The following is a 25,285-nucleotide window of genomic DNA, read 5'->3' on the forward strand; positions in this document are numbered from 1 at the left end:
GGAAGCGATGGCTGACCAATTTAGACGAAAATCACCTGAGGAACTGCTGGACTCCATTTCCAAGCTCCATCGCGGCCGTCTGAAAATTATTTTAGGAGCGGTCAGCGGTGCGGGAAAAACGTATCATATGCTGCTCGAAGGCCATTCTTTAAAGAAAAAAGGGCTGGACGTTGTGATCGGTGTCGTCGGCAGGGGGGAAAACCGCCCGAAAACAGAAGAGAAAATCGGGACGCTTGAAACGGTTCTTCCCATCCAGTGGCGGCGGGGAGAAAGCATTCGCTATGACTTGGACATGGAGCACCTCATTGAACGGAATCCAGAGGTGGTGCTCGTCGATAATCTGGCCAAAAGAAACCGTCCCGGAGCAGATCATCCGAGCAGACTGGACGATGTCCTCGAGCTGCTTGAGCACGGAATCTCGGTCATCACCACGCTGAACATTTATGAGCTGAGCGGGGCCAGGCAGATCGCCGAAAAGCTCACGGGTTTTAAGGTGAAAATTGAGGAATGCCTGCCGGAGGATACATTAACCCGGGCAGACGAAGTCAAGCTTCTTGATGTTCCTCCCGAAGCGATTTTAAAAAGGCTTCAGGAGGGATGTCCGGAAGGTCTGTACGGGGAACTGTTCAGCCAGGGGAGCCTGAGTGCATTGCGTGAGCTGTCCCTTCGTTTTTTGGCAGGCGAAGTAGGAGAGGATCTTGAGGAATACCGGGAAAAACAAGGGCTGATCGGAGCCTCCGGTGCCTCGGAGCGGATCCTCGTTACTGCGCAGTATCACTGGAACGGCTCCATCTTAATCAGAAGAGGCCACCAGATTGCCAAACGGCTCGGCGGAACCCTGAATGTTGTTTGCTTTATCCCGCACAACCGGTCCATCACCTCGGAACAGGCAGCCTTTAAACGGTCGATGAAAAAACTGACCGAAAAACTGGAAGGGAAATTCGAGGAGCTGCCGCTCTTGAAGGAAGATGCACCTTCCGCCATCGTTTCCTATGCAACAAAGAAAAACATTACCCGAATTGTCATGGGACATTCCAAAAAGAGTGTGTGGGAAGAGCGGATTCAAGGCTCGGTTGTCAATAAGATTCTCCGCCACACAAGGAACATCGATATTTTCCTTGTCCCGGACCGGACGGAAGCGGAAGGAGAGCGGCTGCTGCCAGCTAAGCAGACGGAGCTCCCCGTTAATCCTTTCAAGCGGCTCTCCGCTGATGAAATGGCCGATGAAATCAGCAAAATCCGGAGGGGAACGCTGAAAATCTATATCGGTGCCGCGCCGGGTGTCGGGAAAACCTACACGATGCTGAGAGAAGCGAACGAATTGAAGAAAGAAGGCATCGACATTGCCATCGGTCTCCTCGAAACCCATGGACGGAAGGAAACGGAGGAGCAGGTAGGGGAGCTTGAGCTCATTCCGAGAAAACAGATCCCATACAAAAATGTCACCTTAGAGGAAATGGATACGGCTGCGATTATCGCCCGGAACCCAGAGGTCGTGCTGGTTGACGAGCTCGCCCATACGAATGTCCCTTTCAGCAAGCATTTGAAACGGTATGAAGATGTAGAAGAAATTCTGGAGGCGGGAATATCCGTCATTTCCACGGTAAACATTCAGCACCTCGAATCCCTGAACGACAGCGTGGAGCAAATTACCGGAGTCAGAGTGCGTGAGACGATTCCGGACCGGGTTTTAACCGCAGCAGATGAAATCGAGCTGATTGATATTTCACCAAAAGCCCTCAGGCAGCGGATGAGAGAGGGAAATATATACGCCAGGGAAAAAGTCGAGCAGTCGCTTCAGAATTTTTTCAAAACCGGAAATCTGATTGCCCTTAGAGAACTTGCACTAAGGGAAGTCGCAGACGATGTAGATGAAAGGCTTGAATCTCTTGAGCGGAACCAGACGATGCGGGGGCCGTGGAGAAAGCAGGAAACCATCTTCGTCTGCATCAATCTCCGTCCTGAAAGCGAAAGGCTGATCCGGAGAGGCTTCCGCATTTCCTACCGGCTTAAAGCGAAATGGTATGTGATGTTCGTGAAAGGTCCGGCACCTCTTTCAATGGATGAGGAAGCCCTCTTGAAAAAAGCAAAGATGCTGACAGAGCGCCTCGGCGGAGTGTTTTTACTGAGAGAAACAAAAGAGTCCGGGAAAATTGTTCAAAACATCGTGATCCAGCTGATTGATAAAAAAGCAACCCAGCTCATTGTCGGCCATACGTCAAGGTCAAGGGTAGAAGAATTATGGAAGGGAAGAGTGGTTCAGAATCTGCTCAAAGAAACAAGAAATTATGATGTTCTCGTAGTGGCGAATCCAACCGATAAAGGATAGGAGAGTGGACCATGTCAGGCGACACGAGCTAGTTTCCATGTGTTTCATCATTCGTTATGAAAACGGAAAGGGATGAACATGGATGAAACAAGCAGTGGTAAAAGACAGGCCGGCCGTGCTGCCGATGCCGAAAAGCAAAGCAGTCAATGATTTGCAGCGGGGCCTTCAGGCAAGGCATTTAACGATGATCTCGATTGGCGGAAGCATTGGCACGGGCCTCTTTTTGGCAAGCGGCGCCTCTATCTATTCCGCAGGCCCCGGCGGTGCGCTCATCGCTTATTCGATCATTGGAATCATGGTGTATCTGCTGATGACTAGCCTTGGGGAAATGGCTGCCTATATGCCGGTAACCGGCTCGTTCAGTACGTACGCTTCAAAATTCGCGGATCCTGCTTTCGGATTCGCGCTTGGATGGAATTACTGGTTCAGCTGGGCCATTACACTTGCCGTCGAGACATCGGCCGCAGCCATATTGATGAAGTATTGGCTTCCTGATTCTTCCTCTCTCATGTGGAACGCCCTGTTTCTTCTGTTGATTATAGGATTGAATCTGATGCCGGTGAAAAAATACGGCGAAGCTGAATACTGGTTCTCCATGATCAAGGTGGCAGCCATCATCGTGTTTATTATCACGGGGCTGCTGATGATCACAGGCATCCTTTCAGGACAAACCTCAGGATTCAGCGGCTTCACCGCGGGGGATGCGCCCTTCCACGGAGGACCGCTTGCGATCCTTGGAATCCTGATGATTGCCGGCTTCTCCTTTCAGGGAACCGAAATTGTCGGCATCGTTGCAGGAGAAAGTGATCATCCGAAAAAGAACATTCCAATCGCGATCAGACAGATTTTTTGGAGAATTCTGCTCTTTTACATGCTCGCGATCTTTGTAATCGCCATGATCATTCCATTCACGGACGAGCGCCTGATGGGCGGCGATTTAAGCAATGTTGCGATGAGTCCGTTCACTCTCGTATTTGAACGGGCAGGGATTGCGTTTGCTGCTTCCGTAATGAACGCTGTCATCCTCACCTCCGTCCTGTCAGCCGGAAATTCCGGACTGTATGCCGCAACCCGGATGCTTTACGTGATGGCAAAAGAACAAAAAGCCCCGGCGTTTTTGAAAAAGGTAAACCAAAACGGAGTCCCGATCTTTGCTTTGCTGCTCACGGCATTCGTCGGCATGCTTGCGTTCCTAAGCTCCATTTACAGCGAAGGCACCGTCTTTCTCTGGCTGCTGAACGCTTCCGGACTGACGGGATTTATCGCATGGATGGGAATCGCGGTCAGTCATTACCGGTTCAGAAAAGGCTACCTTGCACAGGGCAACCGTCTCGAAGACCTCCCGTACCGCGCCAAATGGTATCCGCTTGGACCGATCCTTGCCGGCATGCTGTGCCTGTTTATCATCCTCGGACAGAACTACCAGGCGTTTTTAGGAGGGCCAATCGACTGGAACGGAATGCTCGTCACCTATATAGGACTTCCAATATTTCTTTCAGCGTGGCTCGGATACAAATGGACCCGCCGGACAAAATGGGTCAAACCCGAAGACATGGATTTGAAACCGTAAGAGGAGAAATCACTTCGGTACATGGCTATAAGTGAAAACCGCTCTTACTGAATGGACTTACAGCCATCATGCGAAGTGATTTCACACTTTCCCCCGTCATCCTGGATGGCGGGTTTTTTAATCGTTATAAGGTACAAATTTACAGCTCTTGATATCAAACATACGGCAGGCACCGGCTAATGCTGCCGCCGCTCCCTCTGAAGCCCCTTTCCCAGCTCTCCATCTCTCCAACCAAAGTATGAGACACAATTCCTTCTTTTCATGTAAGAATATTCCGCTTTTTCCTGATATACTATCTAGAGAGAAGGAGAGAGACGGGATGAATCAGGATCAAAGAAGGATGAAAGAGCTGGGCGCTTTGAAGGTGATTGCGGAAAAATTAAATGAGGGCAGTGAACTGCAGAAGCTGCTTCCGGATGTGCTGAAGGAGCTTGTTCAGCTGATTGAAATGAAATCGGGCTGGATTTATCTTGTGAATGAAGAAGGGGAGAAATTCCTCGCTGCCGATTACTCCCTTCCGGACGCCCTGCTTTTTGACGATAAGCGGGTGATGTGCGGGGGAAAGAGCTGCTGGTGCCTGGACCGTTTCAGCGATGGACGCTTGAAGAAAGCGGCCAATATTCTCAGCTGCAAGCGGATTGATGAGGCAGAGGAGCATCAATACGGGGATACAGAAGGAATGTCGCATCATGCAACCGTTCCCCTCCATGCAGGGGGAGAGCGGTTCGGCTTGCTGAACGTTGGAGCGCCGGGGAAGTCTCATTTTTCAGATGAGGAGCTTGCCTTGCTGGAATCGGTTGCTCTTCAGATTGGGTCAGCGATTAAGCGGATTCAGCTGACCGAAAAAGAGCAGCAGCTTGCGCTTGCGGCAGAGCGGAACCGCCTTGCCCAGGATTTGCACGATTCGGTCAGCCAGCTGCTGTTTTCCATTTCGCTCACGGCGGGGGGGATGAGAGAAATGACGGAGGATGAACATCTGAAAGACATGCTTCGTTATATGCAGGGATTATCCCAGGATGCGCTCAATGAAATGAAAGCACTCATCTGGCAGCTTCGTCCGCCGGGGCTTGAAAAAGGATTAGCCTGTGCCCTTAAGCAGTATGCGGATTTGCTCGGACTTGATCTGGTTCTTCATACGGAAGGAGTTCATACGCTTCCTTCATTGCTTGAAGAAAGTTTATGGCGGATTGGGCAGGAAGCGCTTAACAACTGCAGGAAGCATTCCGGATTAAATCTTGCCGAAATGACCCTCTCCAAATCCAGTTCAAAGGTTCAGCTGGTGATTCAGGATAAAGGAAGAGGGTTTAAATGTCCTGAAGCTGATCTTCCTTCCCTCGGTCTTCAAGGAATGAAGCGGAGAGCGGAACAGCTTAACGGGACCTTTTCCATCCGCAGCAAACCCGGGTCCGGAACTTCCATTCAAGTGACCATTCCATTAAAAGGAGCCGAAGGATCATGATTCGAATTCTTATTGCGGATGACCATCCGGTTGTCAGGAGAGGGCTAGGCTTTTTTCTGGGCATGCAAAAAGATATGGAAATTACAGGGGAGGCGTCAAATGGGGCCGAGGCGCTGAAAATGGCGGGAGACTTGAAGCCTGATTTGATTCTCATGGATTTAAGCATGCCGGAAATGGATGGGATCCAAGCAGCGAAATTGATTAAAGCATCTTTTCCTGACATCAGCATCATCATTCTAACGAGCTATGCGGACCAGGATCACGTCATTCCGGCTATTCAAGCGGGTGCAAGCGGCTACCAGCTTAAAGATGTGGACCCCGCAGAACTAGCCCGCACAATCCGTGCTGTTCTAAACGGCGAACATAAGCTTCATCCCAAGGTAACCAATCATGTCCTTGCCCATCTGGCGGGCGGGAAAAAAGAGACGAATCCCTTTGCTGAATTAACGGCCAGAGAACTTGAAGTACTAAAAGAAATCTCGAAAGGCAAAAGCAACAGAGAGATTGCCGCATCCCTGTTTATTACAGAGAAAACAGTAAAATCACATGTATCCAATCTCCTTCCAAAGCTGCAGGTATCCGACCGCACACAAGCGGCGCTGCTCGCAGTGAGAGAAGGATTGGCATAGGAGGAAATCAGATGAACCTATTAGTCCTAAGCGGAGGCCCAAGAAAACATGGACGGTCCGCGGTTGCAGCCAAACACATTTCAGAGGCGCATCAAACCGAATTGATCGATTTATCGAGTTTTGGATTGCCGATGTACACGGGTGAAGAAGCTCAGGCAGATGATTCACAAGTGAAAAAACTGAAAGCCGCGGCGGAAAAAGCGGATGGCTTTGTTCTCATATCTCCTGAATACCATGGCGGAGTGGCCGGTGCTTTGAAAAATGCTCTGGATTTTCTGAACAGCGGTTATTTTGCCCAAAAGCCCGTCGCATTAGTATCGGTTGCAGGCGGAGGAAAAGGCGGCATTAATACGCTGAATCAGATGAGGACAATCATGAGGGCGCTTTATGCCAACGCGATTCCAAAGCAGCTTGTTCTGGATCCGCATTGCTTTGACATGGAAGCGAAAACCGTGAAGGAAGAGCCGGCTGAACTGGTCCGGGATTTAATAAATGACCTCACTCTTTATGTAAACATCTCTAAAGAAATAATAAAGGGATAATAAAAAAGGAAGGCGCGTGCCTTCCCTTTTTTTTATGTGAAAGGAAGAGCTTCTTCCTGAATATCTTGATGGGAAGCATGGTCAATGTAACGAAGGAGTGTATATAGATTCTGCTCAATCATCGTATAATCATGCTCGAAATTGTAGGCATGAAGGAAATGCTCAATTTTTTTGGAAAGAAAATCATCATGGGTGCGCACCATCAAGATCAGCAGGTTATCCCACTGTGACCTGTGCGTGTAATACAGGGCTTTGTCATAATCAACGTTGTCCAAATGACTTTCCTCCTTTGTTTAGGAGTCCTTCTTAATGTGTGCTGCCGGGCGGCTAATATCTCCGGGGAAAACTTGGCTTTCGCATGTTTACGGATTGGGAGTTACTTTCCGGAATAAGATTAATTTGCTTCGTTCAGGACAAAATAAAGAAAACATCCAAGCGGAGGAGATTGAGTTGAAATCGGGATACTGGGTGAAATCCTTTGCCTTTCTTTTATTTGCTGTGTTTTGTGCCGACTCTGCCGGGGTGTACTTTCATAAAGAAGAACAGCTGAAAGAAGAGGGAGAATATGCGCTTCAGGCTGTTCAAGGAACATTTCCGGATGCGGCAATCCGTACTTTTTCCTATAAAGGAAGAAAACCATCAGGGCGCGATGCGCTCGATTACTACAGGGTGGAAGCAGCCGGGAAAAACCGCCATCCCCTGGTGCTGATTGTTGAAGTAACCGTAAATCCTGAGACGAGTGAACCGAAAAAAGTGCATGTAAAAAAGATCTGAACGTTTCTCCATCTCTCCCCGGTGGTATAGTTAGGCATGCAGGGAAAGGGGCGGATTCATAGATGTTTCATGATACGGAAAAGAAGCTGATTTCGTTATTTGTCCAAAAAGAATGGGATGAGGCCTACGCACTTATTTTGCAGGAAGAACCAAAGCATCCTGAAAAGCTTCATAAATTCAGCTTTTGGAAAGCTTGTGTGCTCTGCATCAATCATGAACCGGATCAGGCATTGGAGGCTTTGCAGAAGGCATTCAATAAAGGATTCTGGTGGAATCCGGATTTGCTGAAATGCGATCAGGATTTAGAACCCCTGCGCGGGAAAAAAGCATTCAATCATCTGATAGACGAATGTGAAAAACGGAAAGAGCAGGCGGCCAAAGAGGCCAAGCCGCAAATTGAATTTCATGGAAATCAGGATCCGTCCGCAGCCATTATTGTCCTTCATGGACGCGGGGGAAATATGGAGGATACCATTCCATATTGGATGAATGAAAGGTCTGTCCGAGACTACTTATACGCCTTCCCCCAATCTTCCCAGGCCGCAGGTTATGAAGCATTCGGATGGGACAACAGAGAGAAGGCAACAGCAGAAATTAAAAGTGTTGTGAAAAAAATAACAGAGAAATACCCAGACGTTGACCGGATCATTCTTGCCGGTTTTTCGCAGGGAGGCAAGCTTGCAATCGAGCTTACTCTAAACGGAGAGCTTGAAAAAACGAATGAATTTTACGCAGTGGTTCCGGCTATTCGTGAGGAGGATCTTAAGCTGAATGGGAGAAGTGGAGTCAGCGGCTGGATCGTCACGGGAACAGAGGATCCGTTTTATGAGGAAACCATTAAAATGACGAAGCACCTCGAAGAGCAAAAAGTACCATGCCGCCTGACAGAGTATGAAGGAATGCCTCATACCTATCCGGAGAAATTTTCAGAGCATGTACAGCAATCGCTTCAACCAAAAAAAGTCACCCGCTGAAGGGTGACTTTTTTCTCAATTGCTGAGAATAAATGAGAATAATTGGTCTTACATTCTGCTAAGCTGAGCGGTGTAGGCGCTGATATCAATTCCAAGGGAGTCAGCTAAACGCTGGCCGTATTCTGCATCCGCACGGTAGAAATTGCAAATCGCAAGAAGTTTTGTGCGTTCGTGAACACCCTGCAGGTCATCAGTCAGATTTTTGATCAGATTGTCCTGCTCTTCTTTTGTATAGCTGCGGTATTTTTCACCGGCTTGCTTAAAGTCGTTCGGTTTTTCGATTTTTTCCCTCGTGATGTAGCCTGAAGGAAGCGGCTGAACGCTGTCGCGGAAGGCTGGAGCTTCTTGAGGGGCATCCGAATGCCGGGTCGGCTCATAGTTCACCGGAGAATTTTGCTGTTTCGTCTGCATGAAGCCGTCACGCTGATTGTTGCGGACCGGGGCATACGGGCAGTTCACCGGGATCTGCATGTAGTTCGGCCCAAGGCGGTGGCGCTGTGTATCCGGGTAGGAGAACAGGCGGCCCTGAAGCAGTTTGTCCTCGGACGCTTCAATACCAGGCACCAATGCGCTTGGGGAGAAGGCGACCTGCTCCACTTCTGCAAAGAAATTTTCCGGATTTTTGTTCAAAGTCATCGTTCCGACTTTCTGAAGCGGATATTCATCTTCAGGCCAAGTTTTGGTCGGGTCGCATGGGTCGAAGTCAAGGCTGTCGTATTCATCAAGCGGCATAACTTGAACATGCAATTCCCATTGCGGATAATCTCCTTTTTCAATCGCATCAAAAAGGTCGCGTGTCGCATGGTTGAAATCCGTTTTTTGGATTTCAGCTGCTTCTTCAGCGGTCAGATTTTTAATGCCCTGAACTGGCTTCCAGTGATACTTCACGTAAACTACATTCCCTTGAGCGTTTACCCATTTGAAGGTATGGACGCCGAAGCCTTCCATGTGACGGTAATCAGCAGGTGTTCCATAATCGGAAAACAGGAACGTCATCATATTGGTGGATTCCGGGGTAAGGGACATAAAATCCCAATAGCGGTCCGGATCCTGAATATTCGTTTCAGGTGACGGCTTTAAGGAATGAACCATATCCGGGAATTTCATCGCATCGCGGATGAAGAATACTGGCAAGTGGTTTCCGACAAGATCATAATTTCCTTCGTTTGTATAAAATTTAACGGCAAATCCGCGCGGATCGCGAAGAGTTTCCGGTGATCCTTTGGAATGGATAACGGTTGAGAACCGGACAAAGACAGGAGTTTCTCTTCCTTCTTCACTTAAGAAATCGGCACGGGTAAACGGCACCATGCTTGTCTCCGTTTTAAAAACACCGTGAGCGCCGGCTCCGCGGGCATGCACGACTCGCTCCGGAATCCGTTCGCGGTCAAAATGGGCGATTTTTTCAAGCAAATGATAGTCTTCGAGAAGTGTAGGACCGCGCTGGCCCGCTGTTCGTGAATTCTGGTTATCCCCGACAGGCACCCCTTGATTCGTCGTTAAATTTGGTCGATTATTTTCAGTCATGTTATAGCCTCCCTTTCACTCTATCAATAATTATTATTATATAGTTTATATTCTAATAGTCAATATTTAATTGTAATGATTTTAATGTGGGTGTGCTGCTTATAAAGGGAGATTATGGTAGAGTGGAAAGAAAGGCGGTGGTACATGAAAAAGCGGATGGTTTGTTTCATGGTGGGTATTGGAATGACAATGAGCGGATGCAGCGGAATCAATCCCTTTAATGGATATACCCCTTCCAGCGAGGATATAATCAATACACATGGAGAAATCAAAAACTTCGAACGCTTTGCCGAATTTACAGAGCATGCTGAAAAAGGGATAAAGGACCAGATCCGAATTGTGAGCTATACGACTGAAGGAGATCCAATCCTTCAAGACCTTGAATTCGACGGCAAGCTGATTAAACTAAGGCATGATTCATCGAGGGATCAATACGGAAGCGAAGAAGTAACCTATGCCTCCTGCAAAGCGATTGAAAAGAAGAAAGGGTAGGAGCAAACAGATTACACATTGATACAATGCGGCAAGGATAATGGAGAAACTCCGGTTTTATCGGTGGAAATCCAATAAAATGAAAATGCCAAGACAGAGAAGGATAAAGCCGCGAAGAGAATGACCCCAGCTAAAATGATGCCGCCAGAATTTTTTATATCGATGAAAATAATGAAATATCGAGGAAAATAACACGATATCTGCGAAATTAGTGAGATATCGGCGAAATTAGTGAGATATCGATTTTTCGGAGGGATTCGACAAGACGGAGATTAAACGCAACCGTGCGGACTGAACAAAATTGTCAACCTAAAATAAAGTCGTCCACCCTAAACGAAAGACCGGCCGCTGTGTCCGATTGGACAATGCGGCCGGTCTTTTTTAGCTTGTTCCGAGAAGGTCCTGCAGCTGGCGCTGGTTTTTCACAAGGTCTGCAAGTGTATAGCCGTCCAGGATCTGCAAATAGGATTGAAGTGCTTTATTCAACACATGCCGCAATCCGCAAACAGGGGATATGACACAATGGTTGGTCTCCGGATCGAAGCATTCTACAATATTAAAATCGTCTTCTGTCTTGCGGACAACCTGTCCGATATTGATGTCTGAAGGATCAAGGGCGAGCTTAATGCCCCCGTTTCTTCCGCGCGTTGTACTTAGAAGGCCCATTTTGCCAAGTTCATAGGTAACTTTCATTAAATGGTTTTTGGAGATGCCGTAAACGTCGGCAATTTCTTTAATGTTGGATAGTTTCTCTCTATCCTTCGCTGCCAGATAAATGAGAACCCGCAGCGAATAGTCGGTATAATTAGTCAGTCTCATATCTACAACTCCGCTTTAGAATCTTACTTTAATAGTATCATACTGTTGCGTTAAATCGAGAAAGAACTCTCCAAATCAAGTGCAATTATGAATTTTTTGTGAATTTCCGCTTGAAAAGTGATCCAAAATCTTTTTCACATAAAAAGGAAAGAAGCGGTCCCTTTCATTTTTTGTTTCAAGAGCTCATACATTGAGTTAAGAACTTGATAAGGGGGAAGGACGTTTGAGCGGATCAAAACATGAATCCCTTCAATATGCGATTGAGCAAATTACCGAAATCGCTGATGGGTTTGGACTGGATTATTATCCAATGCGCTATGAAATCTGTCCCGCGGACATTATTTATACGTTCGGTGCCTACGGTATGCCAACCCGTTTTTCACATTGGAGCCACGGAAAACAATTCCATAAGATGAAACTTCATTATGATCTGGGGTTAAGCAAAATTTATGAGCTCGTGATCAACTCCGATCCGTGCTATGCGTTTTTGCTCGATACGAATTCACTCGTCCAAAACAAACTGATTGTCGCCCACGTGCTGGCCCACTGCGACTTCTTCAAAAACAACTGCCGGTTCGGCAACACGAAGCGTGATATGGTAGAGAGCATGGCCGCAACGGCAGAGCGGGTGAAGCATTATGAGGTGCTCCACGGCAGAAAAGAAGTAGAGGATTTTCTCGATGCGGTTCTCGCGATTCAGGAACACATCGATCCATCCTTGATGAGACCGAAGCTTTCGTGGAGCATGGATGATGAAGAAGATGAGGACGTCCCGAAAAACAGCCCGTACGATGATTTGTGGAAGCTCGACAGCAAACAGGAGAAAACGGAAAAAAAGAAGAAAGGAAAAAAACATTTTCCGCCGTCCCCGGAAAAAGACCTTCTCTTATTTATTGAAGAATACAGCCGGGAACTGGAAGACTGGCAGCGGGATATTCTGACGATGATGCGGGAGGAAATGCTGTACTTCTGGCCGCAGCTGGAAACGAAGATCATGAACGAAGGCTGGGCTTCCTACTGGCATCAGCGCATCATGCGGGAACTCGATCTCACCTCAAGCGAAGCCATCGAATACGCCAAGCTCAACGCAGGGGTCGTTGTCCCATCCAAAACGAGCATCAACCCGTATTACCTGGGCTTGAAAATCTTTGAGGACATCGAAGAACGCTATGACAATCCGACCGAGGAAATGAAACGGCTCGGCGTCAAGCCAAACTCGGGCCGTGAAAAAATGTTCGAAGTGCGGGAAATCGAATCCGACATTTCCTTCATCCGAAACTATCTCACAAAAGACCTCGTCCTGCGTGAAGACATGTACCTGTTCCAAAAGCAGGGCCGCGACTACAAAGTCGTCGGCAAAGACTGGAAAGGCGTCCGCGACCAGCTCGTCAGCATGCGCGTCAACGGCGGTTTCCCATACATCACCGTCAATGACGGAGACTATATGAAAAACAATGAGCTGTATTTAAAACACTGGTACGAAGACATCGAACTTGATCTCAAGTATCTGGAGAAAGTGCTCCCGTACGTCCACCAGCTCTGGGGCCGTCCGGTTCACATGGAAAGCATGCTGGAAGGGAAAAAAGTGATGTTTACGTACGATGGGAAGAGTGTGCACCGGAAGTATTTGTGAGGGAGGAAGAGCCGCTTTGGGGAGCGGCTTTTTTTGCATGCACAGAAAGGCCATATATGTAGTTATTGTGAAAACGCTTGATTCTTCTCGAGGTATCGATAAGATTAAACATACATACTGCGTTCTGGAGGATTGAAAAACTTGAAAATCAAACTGTTCATTATGTGTATCTTGTCCACATTGATGCTCGCCTCTTGTTCAGCTGAACCGGGCAGCGGAATAAAGGAAGAAGCACATGCCGGCCATCAGGAACATGCCAGCGGGGATATCCGTGAAGAGACCAAAAACGTCCAAGCTATTCCTTCATTTTTGGAAGACAAACCTAAGGAAATGCAGGGGATTTATACAGCTGCGGCGAAACACAGGGAGTTGCTTGAATCCATCCCCTGCTATTGCGGCTGTGGTGATTCGGCTGGACACCGGAACAACTATGACTGTTTTGTATTTGAAAATAAAGAGGATGGAAGCCTCGTATGGGATGACCATGGAACGAAGTGCGGGGTTTGTATGGAGATCGCAGCCAAATCGGTCGCTGATTATCAAAATGGGAAAAGCATAAAAGAAATCCGCAGTGAAATCGATCAGCTATACAAAGAAGGATATGCAAAACCGACTCCAACGGAAAACGTATAAAATGACCAAAGGCCTCACGTAAAGTGATGGCTTTTTTTGATAGGCTTTGTTAATGTATAATGTTGATTAGTTTTATAAATTTAGGACTTCAAGTTATGAAGTCATCTGTATATTACCATTAAACATTCTTTTTGAATCTGTTTCTTGTATTTGAGTACACCAATGCAAAAATAATAAAAGTTAAAAGTAAAATAAGACCTATAATAAATAAAATTTGGTTTACTAACATCTCACTCAATGCAAATAATAATAGGCTAAAGCTAATACCATACATAATTTTCCCCATAAATTTGCACAAAGCTACCTCATCATATTGAGCCTTTTCACTGTCAGACATTGTATTATACCCTGCAAGTAATGAAGCTCCTTTTCCTTTTGATAGTAAAATAGCGAAAATTAAGAACGGTATTAAAACGATAAGGATAGCTACTCCCATTCCAAGTTACCTCCTTTCTATAAGATTGCCCTGTAAAGTAACAATTAAGTTCTAATACTGATACGTTCTTAATGAATCATAGGTTTCATTAATTGAAAGTAGACAACTCTCCACAATCATTTTACTTATTGATTCATTATCAGTGCGATGCTTAACAATATCTAAGAATTGAAACCAACTCAAATAATGGTCGAGGTATTTTGTAGCTACGCCATTAAATCGTTGCATTCAACCTTTGAATCTACTGTGATAGTTGTTAACATATTGTATATGATAAATCCCTTTGACTCGTTCCGTCCCATCCGATTTAAAGCGATAATGTTCCATTCCTTTGCTTCTTGCATAGGTGGAAAAAGCCCTCCAAGCATCGGTACAAAGGGTATGATCAGTCCTTAATTTAGCACCAATAGCCTTATCTAATTGTGCTTTCACAATTCTGCCCATACCAAGTACACCTGAATACGTGGCTTTTTGGCGGTCTCTTGCTATTAAAACACAAACTTGTTCGTAGCTGATACCACCGATGTTGCTCTGCTAAATTTAACTTTTTAATTTCTGCAATTAATTCCTTTAACGTCATTGCAAACTCTCCAAACGAAAATTCTTAACTATAATGAAGATACTTTTGCAGCATCAAATCATTTTGTTCGTCATGTTGCTATTCAATGGAGATGGTTTATAAATGAAACAAATTTTAAGGAACACAGTCTTAGGCGTTTTTACACAAAACAATCACCTTTATTTTTGCGAAAATCAAAAGTTCTTTGTGCACGATTTCAGTGTTCAAAAGCAAATCAGTGAAGATGAGTACTGGACAGCATGCTATGGAACAGCTTATCCCAAAATCCTGCAGCAATTTGGAGTCGGGAAAGCTTTGGATGCATCATGGGCGAAACTGGATGATGGTTCGGTACTGATTCATTACTATCAGGATGATGATATCTATCGATTCAATAAAAACGGTGAAATCATGATGAAAACGGATCTTGGCTTTGACACGATTTACAGCTTAGCCATTCAAGGCGGATCGTTTTGGTGTGCGTATCCAACGAATCATACAATCAAGCGCTATTCACTAGAAACGTTCGCAGAAGAAGCCTCAATTGGGGATCAAGAACCGTGGAGCTTTAAAGCCGAAATATTTGACCACCCGGAGCATGTGTTTGTAAAGGGGAATCACTTGTTTGTTTCAGATATGGGAAACAGAAGAGTGTGCAGAGTGGATTTGTCGTCATTTGAGGTAGAGGACTATTTAAAAGCGGATGAACCGGTCTGGGGTTACATGGCAGGGGACGATCAGGAAGTTGTTCATTTGGAGAGCGGGTATTATCTTTATTCATCGCAAGTGTAATAATGATTTACTTCCTATATAATTCAGTATTTACGAGAAGGCGCTTTCCTGCATGACGGATTGCGCTTTTTGTATTTGTCCCAATTATGAAAAGAAAGAAAAAGATATAACATATGGGTGAAAAATCCTAAAAAGCAGGATTTAATAATGGTATAATTGTATATATTTGTTATATTTTCAGAGAGTTAGGAGGAGGTATGAACTACCAGAAAGAGAATAGGAAAGGCTGAAAAGTACATAATAAAAGGAGATTTCTATGTTAAAAAAACTGTTCCTAGTCATGATGGCGTCTATCTTTTTAATGACTGCCTGTGAGCCATTGAAGGGCGTCAATCTAAACCAAATGTTATTAAACCAAGGCAAAATTAAATCATCGCAGAGCTATTCAGTCTTTTCGCTTGACCTTTCTTATAAGAAATCCGAGGTAAAAGATAAAGAATACTTAAATGTTCTCGAAATGCTGGATAATATGGTCATCCACACACAAACGAAAATGCAAAATGCCGATACGATGTCCATAGGCGGTTTTGTTCAGCTTAAACAAGGTAAGATTCCATTCCAGTTATATATGGATAAGAAGCAATTGGTTTTATTGCTAGACCAAGCCTCTAAAGCGATACGGATTCCAATTGAAAGCGCCGGGCCAAATAATCAAACCATGCAAGATATGCAATCTAAGATGCTAGCAGCTGTCGTTAAGGATCTGCCAAATCCTAAACGGATAAACGTACAGACGAATGTCAGTTATAAAGTGCATGGTCAGAATGTAAAAGGCCACAAGATTCATGCCGAAGTCGATGCGAATGAAGCTCCTGGCTTATTACTGAAATTTATGGATAATCTTTCGAAAAATGAAAAAGCACTTAGACAATTAGCTCGGACCATGAATGATCTTAATAAAATGGCCGGTGATGATACAGCAGTTACAGCAGCTCAACTCAAACAGATTCTACAGGAAAATAAGAAAAGCTTTAATGAGTTGCTGCCTGAAATGAAGAAATCAGGAATGCTTGATAAACGCAACCTGTTGAAAACGGATATTTTGCTGGATAAAAACCTCAACGAAAGAAAATCATACACTGAAATTAAACTGCAGAAACTGCCGCAGGATGCAGGAGGCTTGAAAGGAATCACCATTAAGGTAACATCAGAAAATTGGAACATTAATAAAAAGGTCACTGCACAAAAAATCAAAAGAAAGTCATTTTTGAGTGTGGATGCTTCCGAAGAGGAATTTCTGTCCACGCTGGACAAGAAGCGCAGTGTTCTTTACCGCATCTTAAAGTCTTCTAAGTAATAAGGATCCAGACCCCTGTCAATTTGGAACGGATAGGTATCCCGAAATGTCTGCAAAGGGTCTGGAATTTTTTGTTCTTTCTATAAAAAAGTCAAATTAACCTTTTATGGTATTGTATAAAAAGGAACACCTGGAAAAAAATGAGGATAGGGAGAGGAAGCAATGTTTCCAATACTAGAGACAGAGAGATTGGTACTAAGAGAAATAGGCATGGATGATGCAGAGGAGATATTCGCTTGTTTTTCAAATGAAGAGGTAACACGGTATTATGGGCAGGATCCTCTCGAGAATATCGGACAGGCTGAAGGATTCGTCCAGTTCTTTGCCAACAGCTACAGGGAGAAAAGAGGAATCCGGTGGGGCATTGAAGTGAAAGGGACTCAAAAGATCATCGGGACTATTGGATTTAACGCGTGGTCTCCAAAACATAAGCGGGCTGAGATTGGCTATGAGATCCATCCGGATCAATGGAGAAAAGGTTATACATATGAAGCGGTATCGAAAGTGATTGAATACGGCTTCGGCGAATTTGGTTTAACGAGAATCGGAGCAGTCGTGTTTATGGATAATGATGCATCCAATTATTTGCTGAAAAAAGCGGGATTCCAACAGGAAGGTATTTTAAGAGAGTACATGTATCAGAATGGAAAGGCCTATGATACGTATACGTATTCACTGCTTAAAAAGGATCGATAAAGTTTAACCCCAGCCATTCTTTGAGAAGAATGGCTGTTTTCTTATGCATTTATACGTTCCAATGGTATCCCCAGGTTTCCATGGATTTAAAGACGGGTCGAAGAGACTGTCCTTTTTCGGTCAGGGAATATTCTACATGCGGTGGAATCTCAGAATACATTTTCCGATGAACAATCTCTTTTTCTTCCAGCTCTTTTAAACGGATGGATAACGTACGCGGACTGATGCCATCTAACGTTTTTTGAATTTCTCCAAATCTTTTAGGGCCATAAAACAATTCCCTTAAAATTATGAAGGTCCATTTACCTCCGATGATTCCCATTGTCCGTTCGATGGGACAGCCTGCACGCTGTTCTTCCATTTGCTCATCTCCCTCATACTATCCAAAAGTATAGCAACTTCAAAAAATATCACTAATTTATTTTTTATAGTGCTTCATTTATTATAGGGTTGAAAGCAGAATTAGTAAATATTGGGGATGGGTGAAGATGGATGAAAGCAGTTGTTTTTGGAAGTACCGGTTTTATCGGAAGCCATGTGGCCGAACAATTGGCTCTCGCTGGTCACACGGTGACAGCGGCCGCAAGGGAAACGAGCGATATCTCGTTTCTGGAATCGCTGAATGTAAAAGTGGAAAGAATCCGTCATGATGATCCGGATGCCATCCACCGTTTGATGAGCGGAATCGATGTGGTATACAACTGCACGGCAGACAGCAGCCTGGGTTTAGAGCGATACAGTGAAGAATTGGTTGAAATCAAACTGACAGAGAGACTGATCACGGCTGCAGGCCATTGTCATGTTTCCCGTTTCGTTCAGCTAAGCACCGTTGTGATCTATGATTTTAAGAGCAATCAGCCGTTAGATGAGAAGTATATCTCTCAACCCGAATTTCCGTTTCAGCAACTGGCATTGGAAAGAGAAAAAATAGTCCGGTCATTGGGGAAAAAGCTGGGGATCGAGACCGTCATCCTTCGGCCAGCCAGTGCCATTGGGACCCGTGATAAGAAATCTTTTTTCTCGAGGCTGTATCTTGCCCACTTGCACAATCAGTTTCCGATGGCCGGTTCAGGTGAAGCCAGGGTCTCACTCGTTGACACAAGGGACATTGGCAGAGCAATGGAATGGCTGGGAACGTGTGCCTTGGAAGAATGGGATGATGGGGTATATGTCCTGAAAGGGTACGATACAACTTGGTCAGGCCTCAAGGAAGAGATGGATAAGGCGATTGGCACAGAGGCAGGAGTCGAAAATATGCCCATATCTCCATCCATTATGTATAAAAATCTTTCCACCCATCGAATATGGGATGACCAGAAGATCAAAAAAAGCTTTCATACACTCTATACGCTGCCTGTCTCCATCAAGGCATCCTTAGAGGAATTAATGGCAGCTTCAGCAAAATCAAAATGAATGAAAAAGGCGGCTGGTTAAAATGGCATTGGAAATGAGAAAAAATTGTGAACGCTGTGAAGCTTCTATTGAAGAAAATGAATATGCCTACATATGTGTGCATGAGTGTACATTTTGTGCTCCATGCACGGAAGAGGTGCACCATATTTGCCCGAATTGCGGGGGAGAGCTTGTAAGAAGGCCGAAGAAACCAGAAAACGCCTGTATGCTATAATTTTTCGTTTTAGGCATTTACTAAACTTTCGCACGTGAGTTTATCTAACTGAAACTACACCCGCCATGTTTCCAATACTAGAGACAGATAGACTGATACTATGAGAAATCGGCATGGGTGATGCAGAAGAGATATTTTCTTGTTTTTCAAATGAAGAGGTAACACGGTATTATGGCCAGGATCCGCTCGACAATATCGGACAGGCTGAAGGATTCGTCCAGTTCTTTGCCAACAGCTACAGGGAGAAAAGAGGAATCCGGTGGGGCATTGAAGTGAAAGGGACTCAAAAGATCATCGGGACTATTGGATTTAACGCGTGGTCTCCAAAACATAAGCGGGCTGAGATTGGCTATGAGATCCATCCTGATCAATGGAGAAAAGGTTATACATATGAAGCTGTATCGAAAGTGATTGAATACGGCTTCGGCGAATTTGGTTTAACGAGAATCGGAGCCGTCGTGTTTATGGATAATGATGCATCCAATTATTTGCTGAAAAAGGCGGGATTCCAACAGGAAGGTATTTTAAGAGAGTACATGTATCAGAATGGAAAGGCCTATGATACATATGTCTATTCATTGCTGAGAAATAATAGGTAATGACACGGCAGCCGTTTTTTAGGGAACGGCTGCTTTTTAGGCCATGATTTCAATGAATGTTCATTTGTCTTCTATCAGTCACTTTATTTTAAAACTAAGCTCTGTTTAACTCCGCTGTTGATTTCCGCTCCAATCATCCAAAATCAAGATTGTTCAATAAAACTGGTAAAAAAAAGCTCCTGAATGCTATGAGTGCTCAGGAGCTTTTCAAGCCTTTTCAGACTGCTCTTTTTTATTCCAGATTGCGATCCAAAAGAATGCCTACTTGCCTTGCAACAGCTTCAGTCGGTTCATTCAATCCATTGACAATCCACATTTCCACGATTTCAACGATTGCTGCACTAAAAAAGCTAAGAATCAATTGCTTGCTTAATCCTTTGTTTATCCCTTCTGATACATTTACTTCATCTTCTAATTCTTCCATGACAAATGCTAGGAAATGCTTTCTGAAGGTCGTTGCTCCTTTACTCGTTAACATGGTAAAAAAGAAAGAATGATTGCGTTCAAAGTATTCAAACCAAATCAAATTACCTTCTGCAAAGTCCAGATCAGCTGCTGCTTTGCATAGCTTTCTCAGCTCCTCAATATGTTCTTCAATAAGCTTTTCCAGAATATCGAATTTATCCAGATAATGGTCGTAGACCGTTCTTCGCCCAACATTGGCTCTATCTGAAATGTCCTGAATGGTGAGCTGGTCAAAACTTTTTTCTGACATCAGTTCTATAAATGCGTTTTTTATTGCTTCCTGAGATTTCTGTACTCTTCTATCAATTCTTGGCATTCTATTTCATTCCAGCCCTTCCGTTACTTTTCGCACAATTTCACTCTTCCTGAGCAATAATACACAAACTTCAGCTTTTTGATCATTGCAGACGGTCTTTGTTCGTTTTATATTATACACAGATGTGCGATATCGCATCAATGAGTTAATAAAAAGGAGGGGTGTTTATGATGAACCGGGCTGAAAAGAGCCGGGAATTGTTCAATCAGCTATTCGGTAAGGAAACATTCGCCGAAAATGAAGCCGATCCTGATTTCTATGAAATAATGAACCGCTTCATATATGGAGATATTTTTCACCATGGCAGCCTCAGTAACGATATTCGGGAGCTGATTACACTGGTGGTTCTGACGGTCAATCATACCGTTCCTCAGCTGAAAGAACATGTTTCTGCTGCAATAAAAACCGGGGTTACACCGGCAAAAATAAAAGAGGCGGTCTATCATTGTGCTCCTTATATCGGATTCCCTAAAACGCTGGATGCACTGGAAGAAATAAATAAAGCTTTCAAATCGCTGGGGATTGATTTGCCTGTTCAAAGTCAAGTACAAACAGAGGAAACCGATCGCTTCGACAAAGGTCTTGATGTACAGGTAAAGATTTTTGGTGATGTGATTGCACAAATGCATAAGAGTGCCCCAGCAAATCAAAGGCATATACAAGAGTACCTGTCGGCTTTTTGTTTCGGTGATTTTTATACGCGAAGCGGCCTTGATTTGAAAACACGCGAGCTGTTAACGCTTTGCATAGTCACCGCACTTGGAGGAGCAGATAGCCAGGTGAAATCCCATGTGCAGGGAAACATTCATACCGGTAACGATAAAGAAACACTGATTGCTGCCATTACGCATTGTCTGCCGTATATTGGTTTTCCGCGCACATTAAATGCATTAGCCTGCTTAAACGAAGTGATACCTGAAAAGCAAAGAAAGGAAGGAAATGACGATGAAAATTCAAGATAAAGTGATTGTGATGACAGGAGCCTCATCCGGAATTGGGGAAGCTGCGGCTAAGGAGCTTGCATCCAAAGGGGCAAAGCTTGTGCTGGCAGCCCGCCGTGAAGAGCGTCTGAAGAAGCTGCAAGAGGAGATTCAAAATGCCGGAGGACAGGCAATCTATAAAACCACAGACGTTTCTTCCCGCAAACAAATGGAAGAACTGGCTGAATATGCTCTTCAGGCATACGGAAGAATCGATGTATTAGTGAATAATGCAGGAATCATGCCCCAGGCGTTTCTTGCTGAAAATAAAGTGGATGAATGGGACCGGATGATTGATATCAATATTAAGGGAGTTCTCTATGGGATAGCCGCAATGGTTCCGTCAATGAGGGAGCGGAAAGCAGGGCATGTGATTAATTTATCTTCAGTAGCGGGACACAATATTTACCCGGGCGGAACGGTTTACTGCGGCACTAAATTTGCAGTGCGGGCCATTTCAGAGGGACTGCGGCAAGAGGAAGCCATGAATGGAACGAACATCCGCGTAACGAACATTTCTCCTGGTGCTGTCACAAGCGAACTGTTAGAAACGACGACAGATGAAGCAATGAAAGCAGGGTTAAAAGATTTTTACCAGGTTGCCATTGAACCTGACAGCATTGCCCGTGCCATTGCATTTGCAATCGAGCAGCCAGCCGATGTAGCGTTAAACGAAATGATTATTCGTCCAACTGTACAGGTTGGTTAAAAATAAAAAAAGGACGTGAACCGTAACATGAAGAATGAACAGCTGAAAAACGGCCCAATTTTCCCGGTGGGACAAAAAGTGGAACCGAACTTTACCGGAGATGCCTTTCTGCAAATGATCTTTACCGATCCCGCACCGCTTAATACAGCGATCGGAAATGTCACCTTTGCTCCTGGTACTCGCAATTACTGGCATACCCATAAAGAGGGACAAGTCCTTCTGGTAACAGGCGGGGAGGGCTGGTATCAGGAAGAGGGAAAACCAGCTCAATCTCTCAAAACCGGAGACGTGGTGAATATTCCACCCAATGTGAAGCACTGGCACGGAGCATCAAAAGACAGCTGGTTTGTACACTTGGCTCTTACTCCTGGTGAGACAGAATGGCTCGAACCGGTCGATGATGAGACGTATAACTTATTATAAAAAATAGCGCATCGAGTCAGTTGATTCGATGCGTTTCCTGTCTGCTAAACAATCCGTTCAATTAATTCCCCCACTTTTTCTGCCATTACCTGAGGGGGATAGGGCATTTCATTTTTCAGCCACCATTCCACTACTCCTACGTAGGCATTCGCCACAAATTGAGCGACGATCTCTTCGTTTTGGCCAAGGTTTTTTCCGCTCGTGAGGTCAACATCTTTCTTAAATTCTGCAATATTAAACTTCAGGAACTGATGGCGGAAGGAAGGAGCGCCTTCACTAGCGAGCATCGTGGAAAAGAATAGATAGTTGCTTTGAAGGTATTCCATACAATGGACGGTCGATTCGATATAATCCATTTCGCTAGCCGACTCACAAAAGTCAGTCATGTTGAATATATGCTCTTCCATTACTTTATCCAGAAGATCAAATTTATCCATGTAATGAAGGTACACCGTGCCCCTGTTTACATTGGCCCTGTCAGCTATATCCTGAATCGTCATGGCATCAAAATTCTTTTCAGACATTAATTCAATGAGCGCTGTTTTTATCGCTTCCTGGCTTTTCATCACTCTTCGGTCGGCTTTTTGCATGCTGTTTTCCCCCTAACTTTTTTATTTCTGGTTGATAAATTCAACAAATAGGCAGGATTTGTTGAGTAATCAACAATCTGAAATGAATTATCCATTGTAGCCATTATAAATCCAGATATAATGATAGACAAATGTTCATTATTGAATACATGATGATTTTTAGCTGAAAGAGAGATTGCCACAGCCTGAGGAAAACAAGGAGGCGCTGTAAAATAAGAAAGATCATTTTTCTATCCATTTTATCCATCCTGCTGACAGCATGCAGCACGAATTCAGGTGATTCCTTTACAGAACATAAAGGGAAAGCGGAAAAGAACAGGGGGGCAGAGAGAATGATGCAGGACACCAGAATTAAATTGGAGTTTAACGGCCACACGGTTATTGTGAAGATGTACGATCATCCTACCAGCAGGGATTTTATAGAGCGTCTTCCATTAAGCCTGCCCTTTAAAGATTATGCAAATAACGAGAAAATCAGTGTGCTGGAGGAGCCCTTAACCGTAAAGGATGCTCCGGCAGGCAGTAAACCGTCCGCAGGGGATTTGGCGTATTTTTCTCCATGGGGCAATCTTGCTCTATTTTACGGAGATTATGATTTTTCACCTGGATTGATTCTGCTTGGGAAAATGGAAGAGGGCGGAGAACATATTAAAAACATGCAAGATGAAACAATCGTAAGACTTGAGAAAATGAATTAACCTGCTTTAGATTGGAGTGCTTTTTTTGTTTAACCGGAATAAATGGCTTTTATCTATTTTAATGCTCGGAGCCTTTGGGATCATCAATACCGAAATGGGCGTAATCGGCCTTTTGCCTTTCGCCGCTGATCATTTTGGAATCAGTGTATCCAAGGCAGGGCTGCTCGTTAGTCTCTTTGCGTTAACGGTTGCGATATCAGGCCCGGTCATGCCATTGCTGTTTTCTGGAATCAATCGGAAGACGGCTATGCTGGCTGTGCTTAGTATTTTCGTTCTGGCCAACACGATTGCCGCCTTTACATCTAACTTTGCTGTGGCTATAGCGGCCCGCATTATCCCGGCCATCTTTCATCCGATTTACTTTTCAGCCGCTTTTACGATTGCTGCTGATTCAGTAAAAAAGGAAGAATCCCATAAAGCGGTTTCGAAGGTTTTTATCGGGGTATCAGGAGGGATGGTCCTTGGAGTGCCCATCGCAAGCTTTTTGGCCAGTTCCGCCTCCTACCATATCGCGATGTTGTTTTTCGCTTTGGTCAATGTGATCGTCTTGATTGCGACCTTTGTCTTTTTCCCATCACTGCCCGTTAAAGAACGGCTGACCTATGGAGAACAGGTTTCTGTTTTGAGAAAACCGATCGTCTGGCTGTCCATCGCCGCTGTCCTATTTTTGAACTCAGCTATATTTGGGGTTTATAGTTATTTTGCTGAATACCTTAAAACCGTGACCCATACTCCCGGGAAAATCATCGGCCTCATTTTGGTGCTGTTTGGGGTAGCCAATATGATCGGAAATGTTCTGGCAGGCAGGCTGCTCTCGAATGATTCCCGAAAATTGGTCGTGTCGTTTCCGATTGCACTAGGAATGGTATATGCCGGGTTGTTCTTTTTTGGGCCGTTTCTTATACCGGCCGCTATTGTTACTTTATTCTGGGGAATAATGGCCGGCATAGGTGCTGCCATAAATCAGTACTGGATTACTTCGGCGGCTCCCGAAGCGCCTGATTTTGCGAATGGTTTATTTTTGTCATCTGTAAATATCGGAACAACGATGGGGACAGCTGCGGGAGGATAGTTTATTAGCGGACTCGGCACACAGTATGTGGTGTTGACAGGGTTCTTATCATTGGTCCTCTGTCTGGCATTTATATTATGGAGAGTTGCCTCATTAAATAAGAAATAACGATTATGAGAATCAAACCTCGATATTGCGAGGCTTGGTTTTTAATTATATAAGACCTTTGAACTAATTATTTTAATAAAATCAGGTAATAAAGATTAAAATTTACAATTTATTCACTCTGTGTTCATATTTAAATGATAAAAAAGTATTATAAATACATTCTAATAGAACACGGAGTGGTGACAGACATGCTATGGAAGAAATTAACCTTTAGCTATGGATTGGTGCTGGTATTTTTGCTGCTTGTTGCAGGGGTGAACGTCTATGCTTTAAACGTCCTTTATGGCAAAGCAGATGAAATTGTACATGAAGCCATTCCGCTTATTGAGGCGGTCAACGCTCCGGAAAAAAGCCTCGTAGGCCTTGAAACAGCAGTCATGCAATTTATCATGACTCAAAATGAGAGCTCCCTTTCCGCCTACACAAAGGATTATAAGCAGGCTGAAAAGGATTTAAGCAAAGCTGCCACCTATGGAAGCAAATACCCTGAAATTAAAAAGCAAATTGAAATTCAGCAAAAGCAGCTGAAAGAGATGA

27 protein-coding genes and 2 pseudogenes are annotated in these 25,285 nt (G+C 44.5%); 21 read left to right on the top strand and 8 right to left on the bottom strand.

Annotated elements, in window-relative coordinates:
* Positions 1–7: 7 nt before the first annotated feature.
* The 5 genes from CEF21_RS21700 to CEF21_RS06700 all read left to right on the top strand — a co-directional run bounded on the left by CEF21_RS21700 (position 8) and on the right by CEF21_RS06700 (position 6,529).
* Positions 8–2,329 (top strand): universal stress protein, encoded by a 2,322-nt coding sequence (locus CEF21_RS21700; protein WP_123914394.1) that lies wholly within the window; start codon positions 8–10, stop codon positions 2,327–2,329.
* Positions 2,330–2,453: 124 nt separating this feature from the next.
* A complete protein-coding gene (locus CEF21_RS06685) occupies positions 2,454–3,899 on the top strand; it encodes an amino acid permease (protein ID WP_241156839.1) in 1,446 nt (481 codons plus the stop codon).
* A 319-nt stretch (positions 3,900–4,218) separates the two neighbouring features.
* The gene (locus tag CEF21_RS06690; protein WP_123914398.1) at positions 4,219–5,358 is read left to right on the top strand and encodes a GAF domain-containing sensor histidine kinase; all 1,140 of its coding nucleotides are present in this window, start codon (positions 4,219–4,221) and stop codon (positions 5,356–5,358) included.
* Positions 5,355–5,987, top strand: a complete 633-nt coding sequence (locus tag CEF21_RS06695; protein ID WP_164462103.1) for a response regulator transcription factor — start codon at positions 5,355–5,357, stop codon at positions 5,985–5,987. Before CEF21_RS06690 ends, CEF21_RS06695 begins: the two co-directional genes overlap by 4 nt.
* Before the next feature lie 11 nt (positions 5,988–5,998).
* Positions 5,999–6,529 carry an NADPH-dependent FMN reductase gene (locus CEF21_RS06700; RefSeq protein WP_123914402.1) on the top strand — a complete coding sequence of 177 codons (531 nt, stop codon included), beginning with the start codon at positions 5,999–6,001 and terminating at the stop codon, positions 6,527–6,529.
* 32 nt (positions 6,530–6,561) lie between these two features.
* Here CEF21_RS06700 and CEF21_RS06705 read toward each other — a convergent pair whose 3' ends face one another.
* The gene (locus CEF21_RS06705; RefSeq protein WP_123914404.1) at positions 6,562–6,804 is read right to left on the bottom strand and encodes a YhdB family protein; all 243 of its coding nucleotides are present in this window, start codon (positions 6,802–6,804) and stop codon (positions 6,562–6,564) included.
* Between the two features lie 175 nt (positions 6,805–6,979).
* Between CEF21_RS06705 and CEF21_RS06710 the strand changes: the two genes are divergently transcribed.
* Both CEF21_RS06710 and CEF21_RS06715 read left to right on the top strand, forming a co-directional pair.
* Positions 6,980–7,303 carry a DUF3889 domain-containing protein gene (locus CEF21_RS06710; RefSeq protein ID WP_123914406.1) on the top strand — a complete coding sequence of 108 codons (324 nt, stop codon included), beginning with the start codon at positions 6,980–6,982 and terminating at the stop codon, positions 7,301–7,303.
* Positions 7,304–7,365: 62 nt separating this feature from the next.
* The gene (locus tag CEF21_RS06715) at positions 7,366–8,277 is read left to right on the top strand and encodes an alpha/beta hydrolase (RefSeq protein WP_123914408.1); all 912 of its coding nucleotides are present in this window, start codon (positions 7,366–7,368) and stop codon (positions 8,275–8,277) included.
* A gap of 48 nt (positions 8,278–8,325) precedes the next feature.
* On the opposite strand, the gene CEF21_RS06720 is transcribed toward CEF21_RS06715, so the two are convergent.
* On the bottom strand, positions 8,326–9,804 hold the full coding sequence (locus tag CEF21_RS06720; protein WP_123914410.1) for a catalase: 1,479 nt from the start codon (positions 9,802–9,804) through the stop codon (positions 8,326–8,328).
* 144 nt (positions 9,805–9,948) lie between these two features.
* Between CEF21_RS06720 and CEF21_RS06725 the strand changes: the two genes are divergently transcribed.
* Complete coding sequence (locus tag CEF21_RS06725; protein ID WP_164462104.1) at positions 9,949–10,296, top strand: DUF4362 domain-containing protein; 348 nt, start codon at positions 9,949–9,951, stop codon at positions 10,294–10,296.
* A gap of 381 nt (positions 10,297–10,677) precedes the next feature.
* Here the strand turns inward: CEF21_RS06725 and CEF21_RS06730 are convergent, their stop codons facing one another.
* Positions 10,678–11,115, bottom strand: coding sequence for an RrF2 family transcriptional regulator (locus CEF21_RS06730; protein ID WP_123914414.1), 438 nt, complete (start codon positions 11,113–11,115; stop codon positions 10,678–10,680).
* A 223-nt stretch (positions 11,116–11,338) separates the two neighbouring features.
* Between CEF21_RS06730 and CEF21_RS06735 the strand changes: the two genes are divergently transcribed.
* Entirely contained in the window at positions 11,339–12,748 is a 1,410-nt protein-coding gene (locus tag CEF21_RS06735) for a SpoVR family protein (protein ID WP_123914416.1), read from the top strand.
* 141 nt (positions 12,749–12,889) lie between these two features.
* Positions 12,890–13,381: a PCYCGC motif-containing (lipo)protein gene (locus CEF21_RS06740; RefSeq protein ID WP_123914418.1), complete on the top strand. Its 492-nt coding sequence runs from the start codon at positions 12,890–12,892 to the stop codon at positions 13,379–13,381.
* A 118-nt stretch (positions 13,382–13,499) separates the two neighbouring features.
* Here the strand turns inward: CEF21_RS06740 and CEF21_RS06745 are convergent, their stop codons facing one another.
* A complete protein-coding gene (locus tag CEF21_RS06745) occupies positions 13,500–13,817 on the bottom strand; it encodes a DUF3784 domain-containing protein (RefSeq protein WP_123914420.1) in 318 nt (105 codons plus the stop codon).
* 51 nt (positions 13,818–13,868) lie between these two features.
* Positions 13,869–14,348, bottom strand: a pseudogene (locus CEF21_RS06750) (IS1595 family transposase); the annotation flags it as partial.
* 151 nt (positions 14,349–14,499) lie between these two features.
* Between CEF21_RS06750 and CEF21_RS06755 the strand changes: the two are divergent.
* The 3 genes from CEF21_RS06755 (at position 14,500) to CEF21_RS06765 (ending at position 17,161) form a co-directional block, all read left to right on the top strand.
* A complete protein-coding gene (locus CEF21_RS06755; RefSeq protein ID WP_123914422.1) occupies positions 14,500–15,168 on the top strand; it encodes a YncE family protein in 669 nt (222 codons plus the stop codon).
* A 256-nt stretch (positions 15,169–15,424) separates the two neighbouring features.
* Positions 15,425–16,465 (top strand): hypothetical protein, encoded by a 1,041-nt coding sequence (locus CEF21_RS06760; protein ID WP_123914424.1) that lies wholly within the window; start codon positions 15,425–15,427, stop codon positions 16,463–16,465.
* A 162-nt stretch (positions 16,466–16,627) separates the two neighbouring features.
* Positions 16,628–17,161, top strand: coding sequence for a GNAT family N-acetyltransferase (locus CEF21_RS06765; RefSeq protein ID WP_123914426.1), 534 nt, complete (start codon positions 16,628–16,630; stop codon positions 17,159–17,161).
* Positions 17,162–17,210: 49 nt separating this feature from the next.
* Here the strand turns inward: CEF21_RS06765 and CEF21_RS06770 are convergent, their stop codons facing one another.
* A complete protein-coding gene (locus CEF21_RS06770; protein WP_123914428.1) occupies positions 17,211–17,522 on the bottom strand; it encodes a winged helix-turn-helix transcriptional regulator in 312 nt (103 codons plus the stop codon).
* A gap of 131 nt (positions 17,523–17,653) precedes the next feature.
* Here CEF21_RS06770 and CEF21_RS06775 point away from each other — a divergent pair, with 131 nt between their 5' ends.
* From CEF21_RS06775 to CEF21_RS06785, 3 genes are all read left to right on the top strand, one after another.
* Positions 17,654–18,574, top strand: coding sequence for an NAD-dependent epimerase/dehydratase family protein (locus tag CEF21_RS06775; protein WP_123914430.1), 921 nt, complete (start codon positions 17,654–17,656; stop codon positions 18,572–18,574).
* A 22-nt stretch (positions 18,575–18,596) separates the two neighbouring features.
* Positions 18,597–18,788: a DUF1272 domain-containing protein gene (locus tag CEF21_RS06780; RefSeq protein WP_123914432.1), complete on the top strand. Its 192-nt coding sequence runs from the start codon at positions 18,597–18,599 to the stop codon at positions 18,786–18,788.
* A gap of 113 nt (positions 18,789–18,901) precedes the next feature.
* The gene (locus tag CEF21_RS06785) at positions 18,902–19,387 is read left to right on the top strand and encodes a GNAT family N-acetyltransferase (RefSeq protein WP_241156777.1); all 486 of its coding nucleotides are present in this window, start codon (positions 18,902–18,904) and stop codon (positions 19,385–19,387) included.
* Between the two features lie 232 nt (positions 19,388–19,619).
* On the opposite strand, the gene CEF21_RS06790 is transcribed toward CEF21_RS06785, so the two are convergent.
* Positions 19,620–20,168, bottom strand: a complete 549-nt coding sequence (locus CEF21_RS06790; protein WP_123914434.1) for a TetR/AcrR family transcriptional regulator — start codon at positions 20,166–20,168, stop codon at positions 19,620–19,622.
* A 167-nt stretch (positions 20,169–20,335) separates the two neighbouring features.
* Here CEF21_RS06790 and CEF21_RS06795 point away from each other — a divergent pair, with 167 nt between their 5' ends.
* From CEF21_RS06795 to CEF21_RS06805, 3 genes are read left to right on the top strand one after another with little or no spacing between them, the layout of a single operon-like run.
* Entirely contained in the window at positions 20,336–21,130 is a 795-nt protein-coding gene (locus tag CEF21_RS06795) for a carboxymuconolactone decarboxylase family protein (RefSeq protein WP_241156778.1), read from the top strand.
* A complete protein-coding gene (locus CEF21_RS06800) occupies positions 21,108–21,857 on the top strand; it encodes an SDR family oxidoreductase (protein WP_164462105.1) in 750 nt (249 codons plus the stop codon). Before CEF21_RS06795 ends, CEF21_RS06800 begins: the two co-directional genes overlap by 23 nt.
* 27 nt (positions 21,858–21,884) lie before the next feature.
* Complete coding sequence (locus CEF21_RS06805) at positions 21,885–22,280, top strand: cupin domain-containing protein (RefSeq protein ID WP_123914438.1); 396 nt, start codon at positions 21,885–21,887, stop codon at positions 22,278–22,280.
* Positions 22,281–22,324: 44 nt separating this feature from the next.
* On the opposite strand, the gene CEF21_RS06810 is transcribed toward CEF21_RS06805, so the two are convergent.
* Positions 22,325–22,870 carry a TetR/AcrR family transcriptional regulator gene (locus tag CEF21_RS06810; RefSeq protein WP_123914440.1) on the bottom strand — a complete coding sequence of 182 codons (546 nt, stop codon included), beginning with the start codon at positions 22,868–22,870 and terminating at the stop codon, positions 22,325–22,327.
* A gap of 332 nt (positions 22,871–23,202) precedes the next feature.
* Between CEF21_RS06810 and CEF21_RS06815 the strand changes: the two genes are divergently transcribed.
* Both CEF21_RS06815 and CEF21_RS06820 read left to right on the top strand, forming a co-directional pair.
* Positions 23,203–23,568, top strand: coding sequence for a cyclophilin-like fold protein (locus tag CEF21_RS06815; RefSeq protein ID WP_206427800.1), 366 nt, complete (start codon positions 23,203–23,205; stop codon positions 23,566–23,568).
* A 25-nt stretch (positions 23,569–23,593) separates the two neighbouring features.
* Positions 23,594–24,748 (top strand): annotated as a pseudogene (locus tag CEF21_RS06820) (MFS transporter).
* Positions 24,749–25,285 lie beyond the last annotated feature (537 nt).

Source organism: Bacillus sp. FJAT-42376, assembly GCF_003816055.1.
Taxonomy (GTDB): domain Bacteria; phylum Bacillota; class Bacilli; order Bacillales; family Bacillaceae; genus Metabacillus_B.

What these genes read in the sequence shown, in the direction of transcription:
- CEF21_RS06745 (WP_123914420.1), bottom strand. Translation starts at nt 13,817, where the DNA reads ATGGGAGTAGCTATCCTTATCGTTTTAATACCGTTCTTAATTTTCGCT.
- CEF21_RS06815 (WP_206427800.1), top strand. Translation starts at nt 23,203, where the DNA reads ATGATGCAGGACACCAGAATTAAATTGGAGTTTAACGGCCACACGGTT.
- CEF21_RS06730 (WP_123914414.1), bottom strand. Translation starts at nt 11,115, where the DNA reads ATGAGACTGACTAATTATACCGACTATTCGCTGCGGGTTCTCATTTAT.
- CEF21_RS06690 (WP_123914398.1), top strand. Translation starts at nt 4,219, where the DNA reads ATGAATCAGGATCAAAGAAGGATGAAAGAGCTGGGCGCTTTGAAGGTG.
- CEF21_RS21700 (WP_123914394.1), top strand. Translation starts at nt 8, where the DNA reads ATGGCTGACCAATTTAGACGAAAATCACCTGAGGAACTGCTGGACTCC.
- CEF21_RS06720 (WP_123914410.1), bottom strand. Translation starts at nt 9,804, where the DNA reads ATGACTGAAAATAATCGACCAAATTTAACGACGAATCAAGGGGTGCCT.
- CEF21_RS06770 (WP_123914428.1), bottom strand. Translation starts at nt 17,522, where the DNA reads ATGGAAGAACAGCGTGCAGGCTGTCCCATCGAACGGACAATGGGAATC.
- CEF21_RS06755 (WP_123914422.1), top strand. Translation starts at nt 14,500, where the DNA reads ATGAAACAAATTTTAAGGAACACAGTCTTAGGCGTTTTTACACAAAAC.
- CEF21_RS06685 (WP_241156839.1), top strand. Translation starts at nt 2,454, where the DNA reads ATGCCGAAAAGCAAAGCAGTCAATGATTTGCAGCGGGGCCTTCAGGCA.
- CEF21_RS06775 (WP_123914430.1), top strand. Translation starts at nt 17,654, where the DNA reads ATGAAAGCAGTTGTTTTTGGAAGTACCGGTTTTATCGGAAGCCATGTG.
- CEF21_RS06790 (WP_123914434.1), bottom strand. Translation starts at nt 20,168, where the DNA reads ATGCCAAGAATTGATAGAAGAGTACAGAAATCTCAGGAAGCAATAAAA.
- CEF21_RS06785 (WP_241156777.1), top strand. Translation starts at nt 18,902, where the DNA reads ATGGGTGATGCAGAAGAGATATTTTCTTGTTTTTCAAATGAAGAGGTA.
- CEF21_RS06725 (WP_164462104.1), top strand. Translation starts at nt 9,949, where the DNA reads ATGAAAAAGCGGATGGTTTGTTTCATGGTGGGTATTGGAATGACAATG.
- CEF21_RS06805 (WP_123914438.1), top strand. Translation starts at nt 21,885, where the DNA reads ATGAAGAATGAACAGCTGAAAAACGGCCCAATTTTCCCGGTGGGACAA.
- CEF21_RS06695 (WP_164462103.1), top strand. Translation starts at nt 5,355, where the DNA reads ATGATTCGAATTCTTATTGCGGATGACCATCCGGTTGTCAGGAGAGGG.
- CEF21_RS06810 (WP_123914440.1), bottom strand. Translation starts at nt 22,870, where the DNA reads ATGCAAAAAGCCGACCGAAGAGTGATGAAAAGCCAGGAAGCGATAAAA.
- CEF21_RS06760 (WP_123914424.1), top strand. Translation starts at nt 15,425, where the DNA reads ATGTTAAAAAAACTGTTCCTAGTCATGATGGCGTCTATCTTTTTAATG.
- CEF21_RS06800 (WP_164462105.1), top strand. Translation starts at nt 21,108, where the DNA reads ATGACGATGAAAATTCAAGATAAAGTGATTGTGATGACAGGAGCCTCA.
- CEF21_RS06780 (WP_123914432.1), top strand. Translation starts at nt 18,597, where the DNA reads ATGGCATTGGAAATGAGAAAAAATTGTGAACGCTGTGAAGCTTCTATT.
- CEF21_RS06765 (WP_123914426.1), top strand. Translation starts at nt 16,628, where the DNA reads ATGTTTCCAATACTAGAGACAGAGAGATTGGTACTAAGAGAAATAGGC.
- CEF21_RS06715 (WP_123914408.1), top strand. Translation starts at nt 7,366, where the DNA reads ATGTTTCATGATACGGAAAAGAAGCTGATTTCGTTATTTGTCCAAAAA.
- CEF21_RS06795 (WP_241156778.1), top strand. Translation starts at nt 20,336, where the DNA reads ATGATGAACCGGGCTGAAAAGAGCCGGGAATTGTTCAATCAGCTATTC.
- CEF21_RS06700 (WP_123914402.1), top strand. Translation starts at nt 5,999, where the DNA reads ATGAACCTATTAGTCCTAAGCGGAGGCCCAAGAAAACATGGACGGTCC.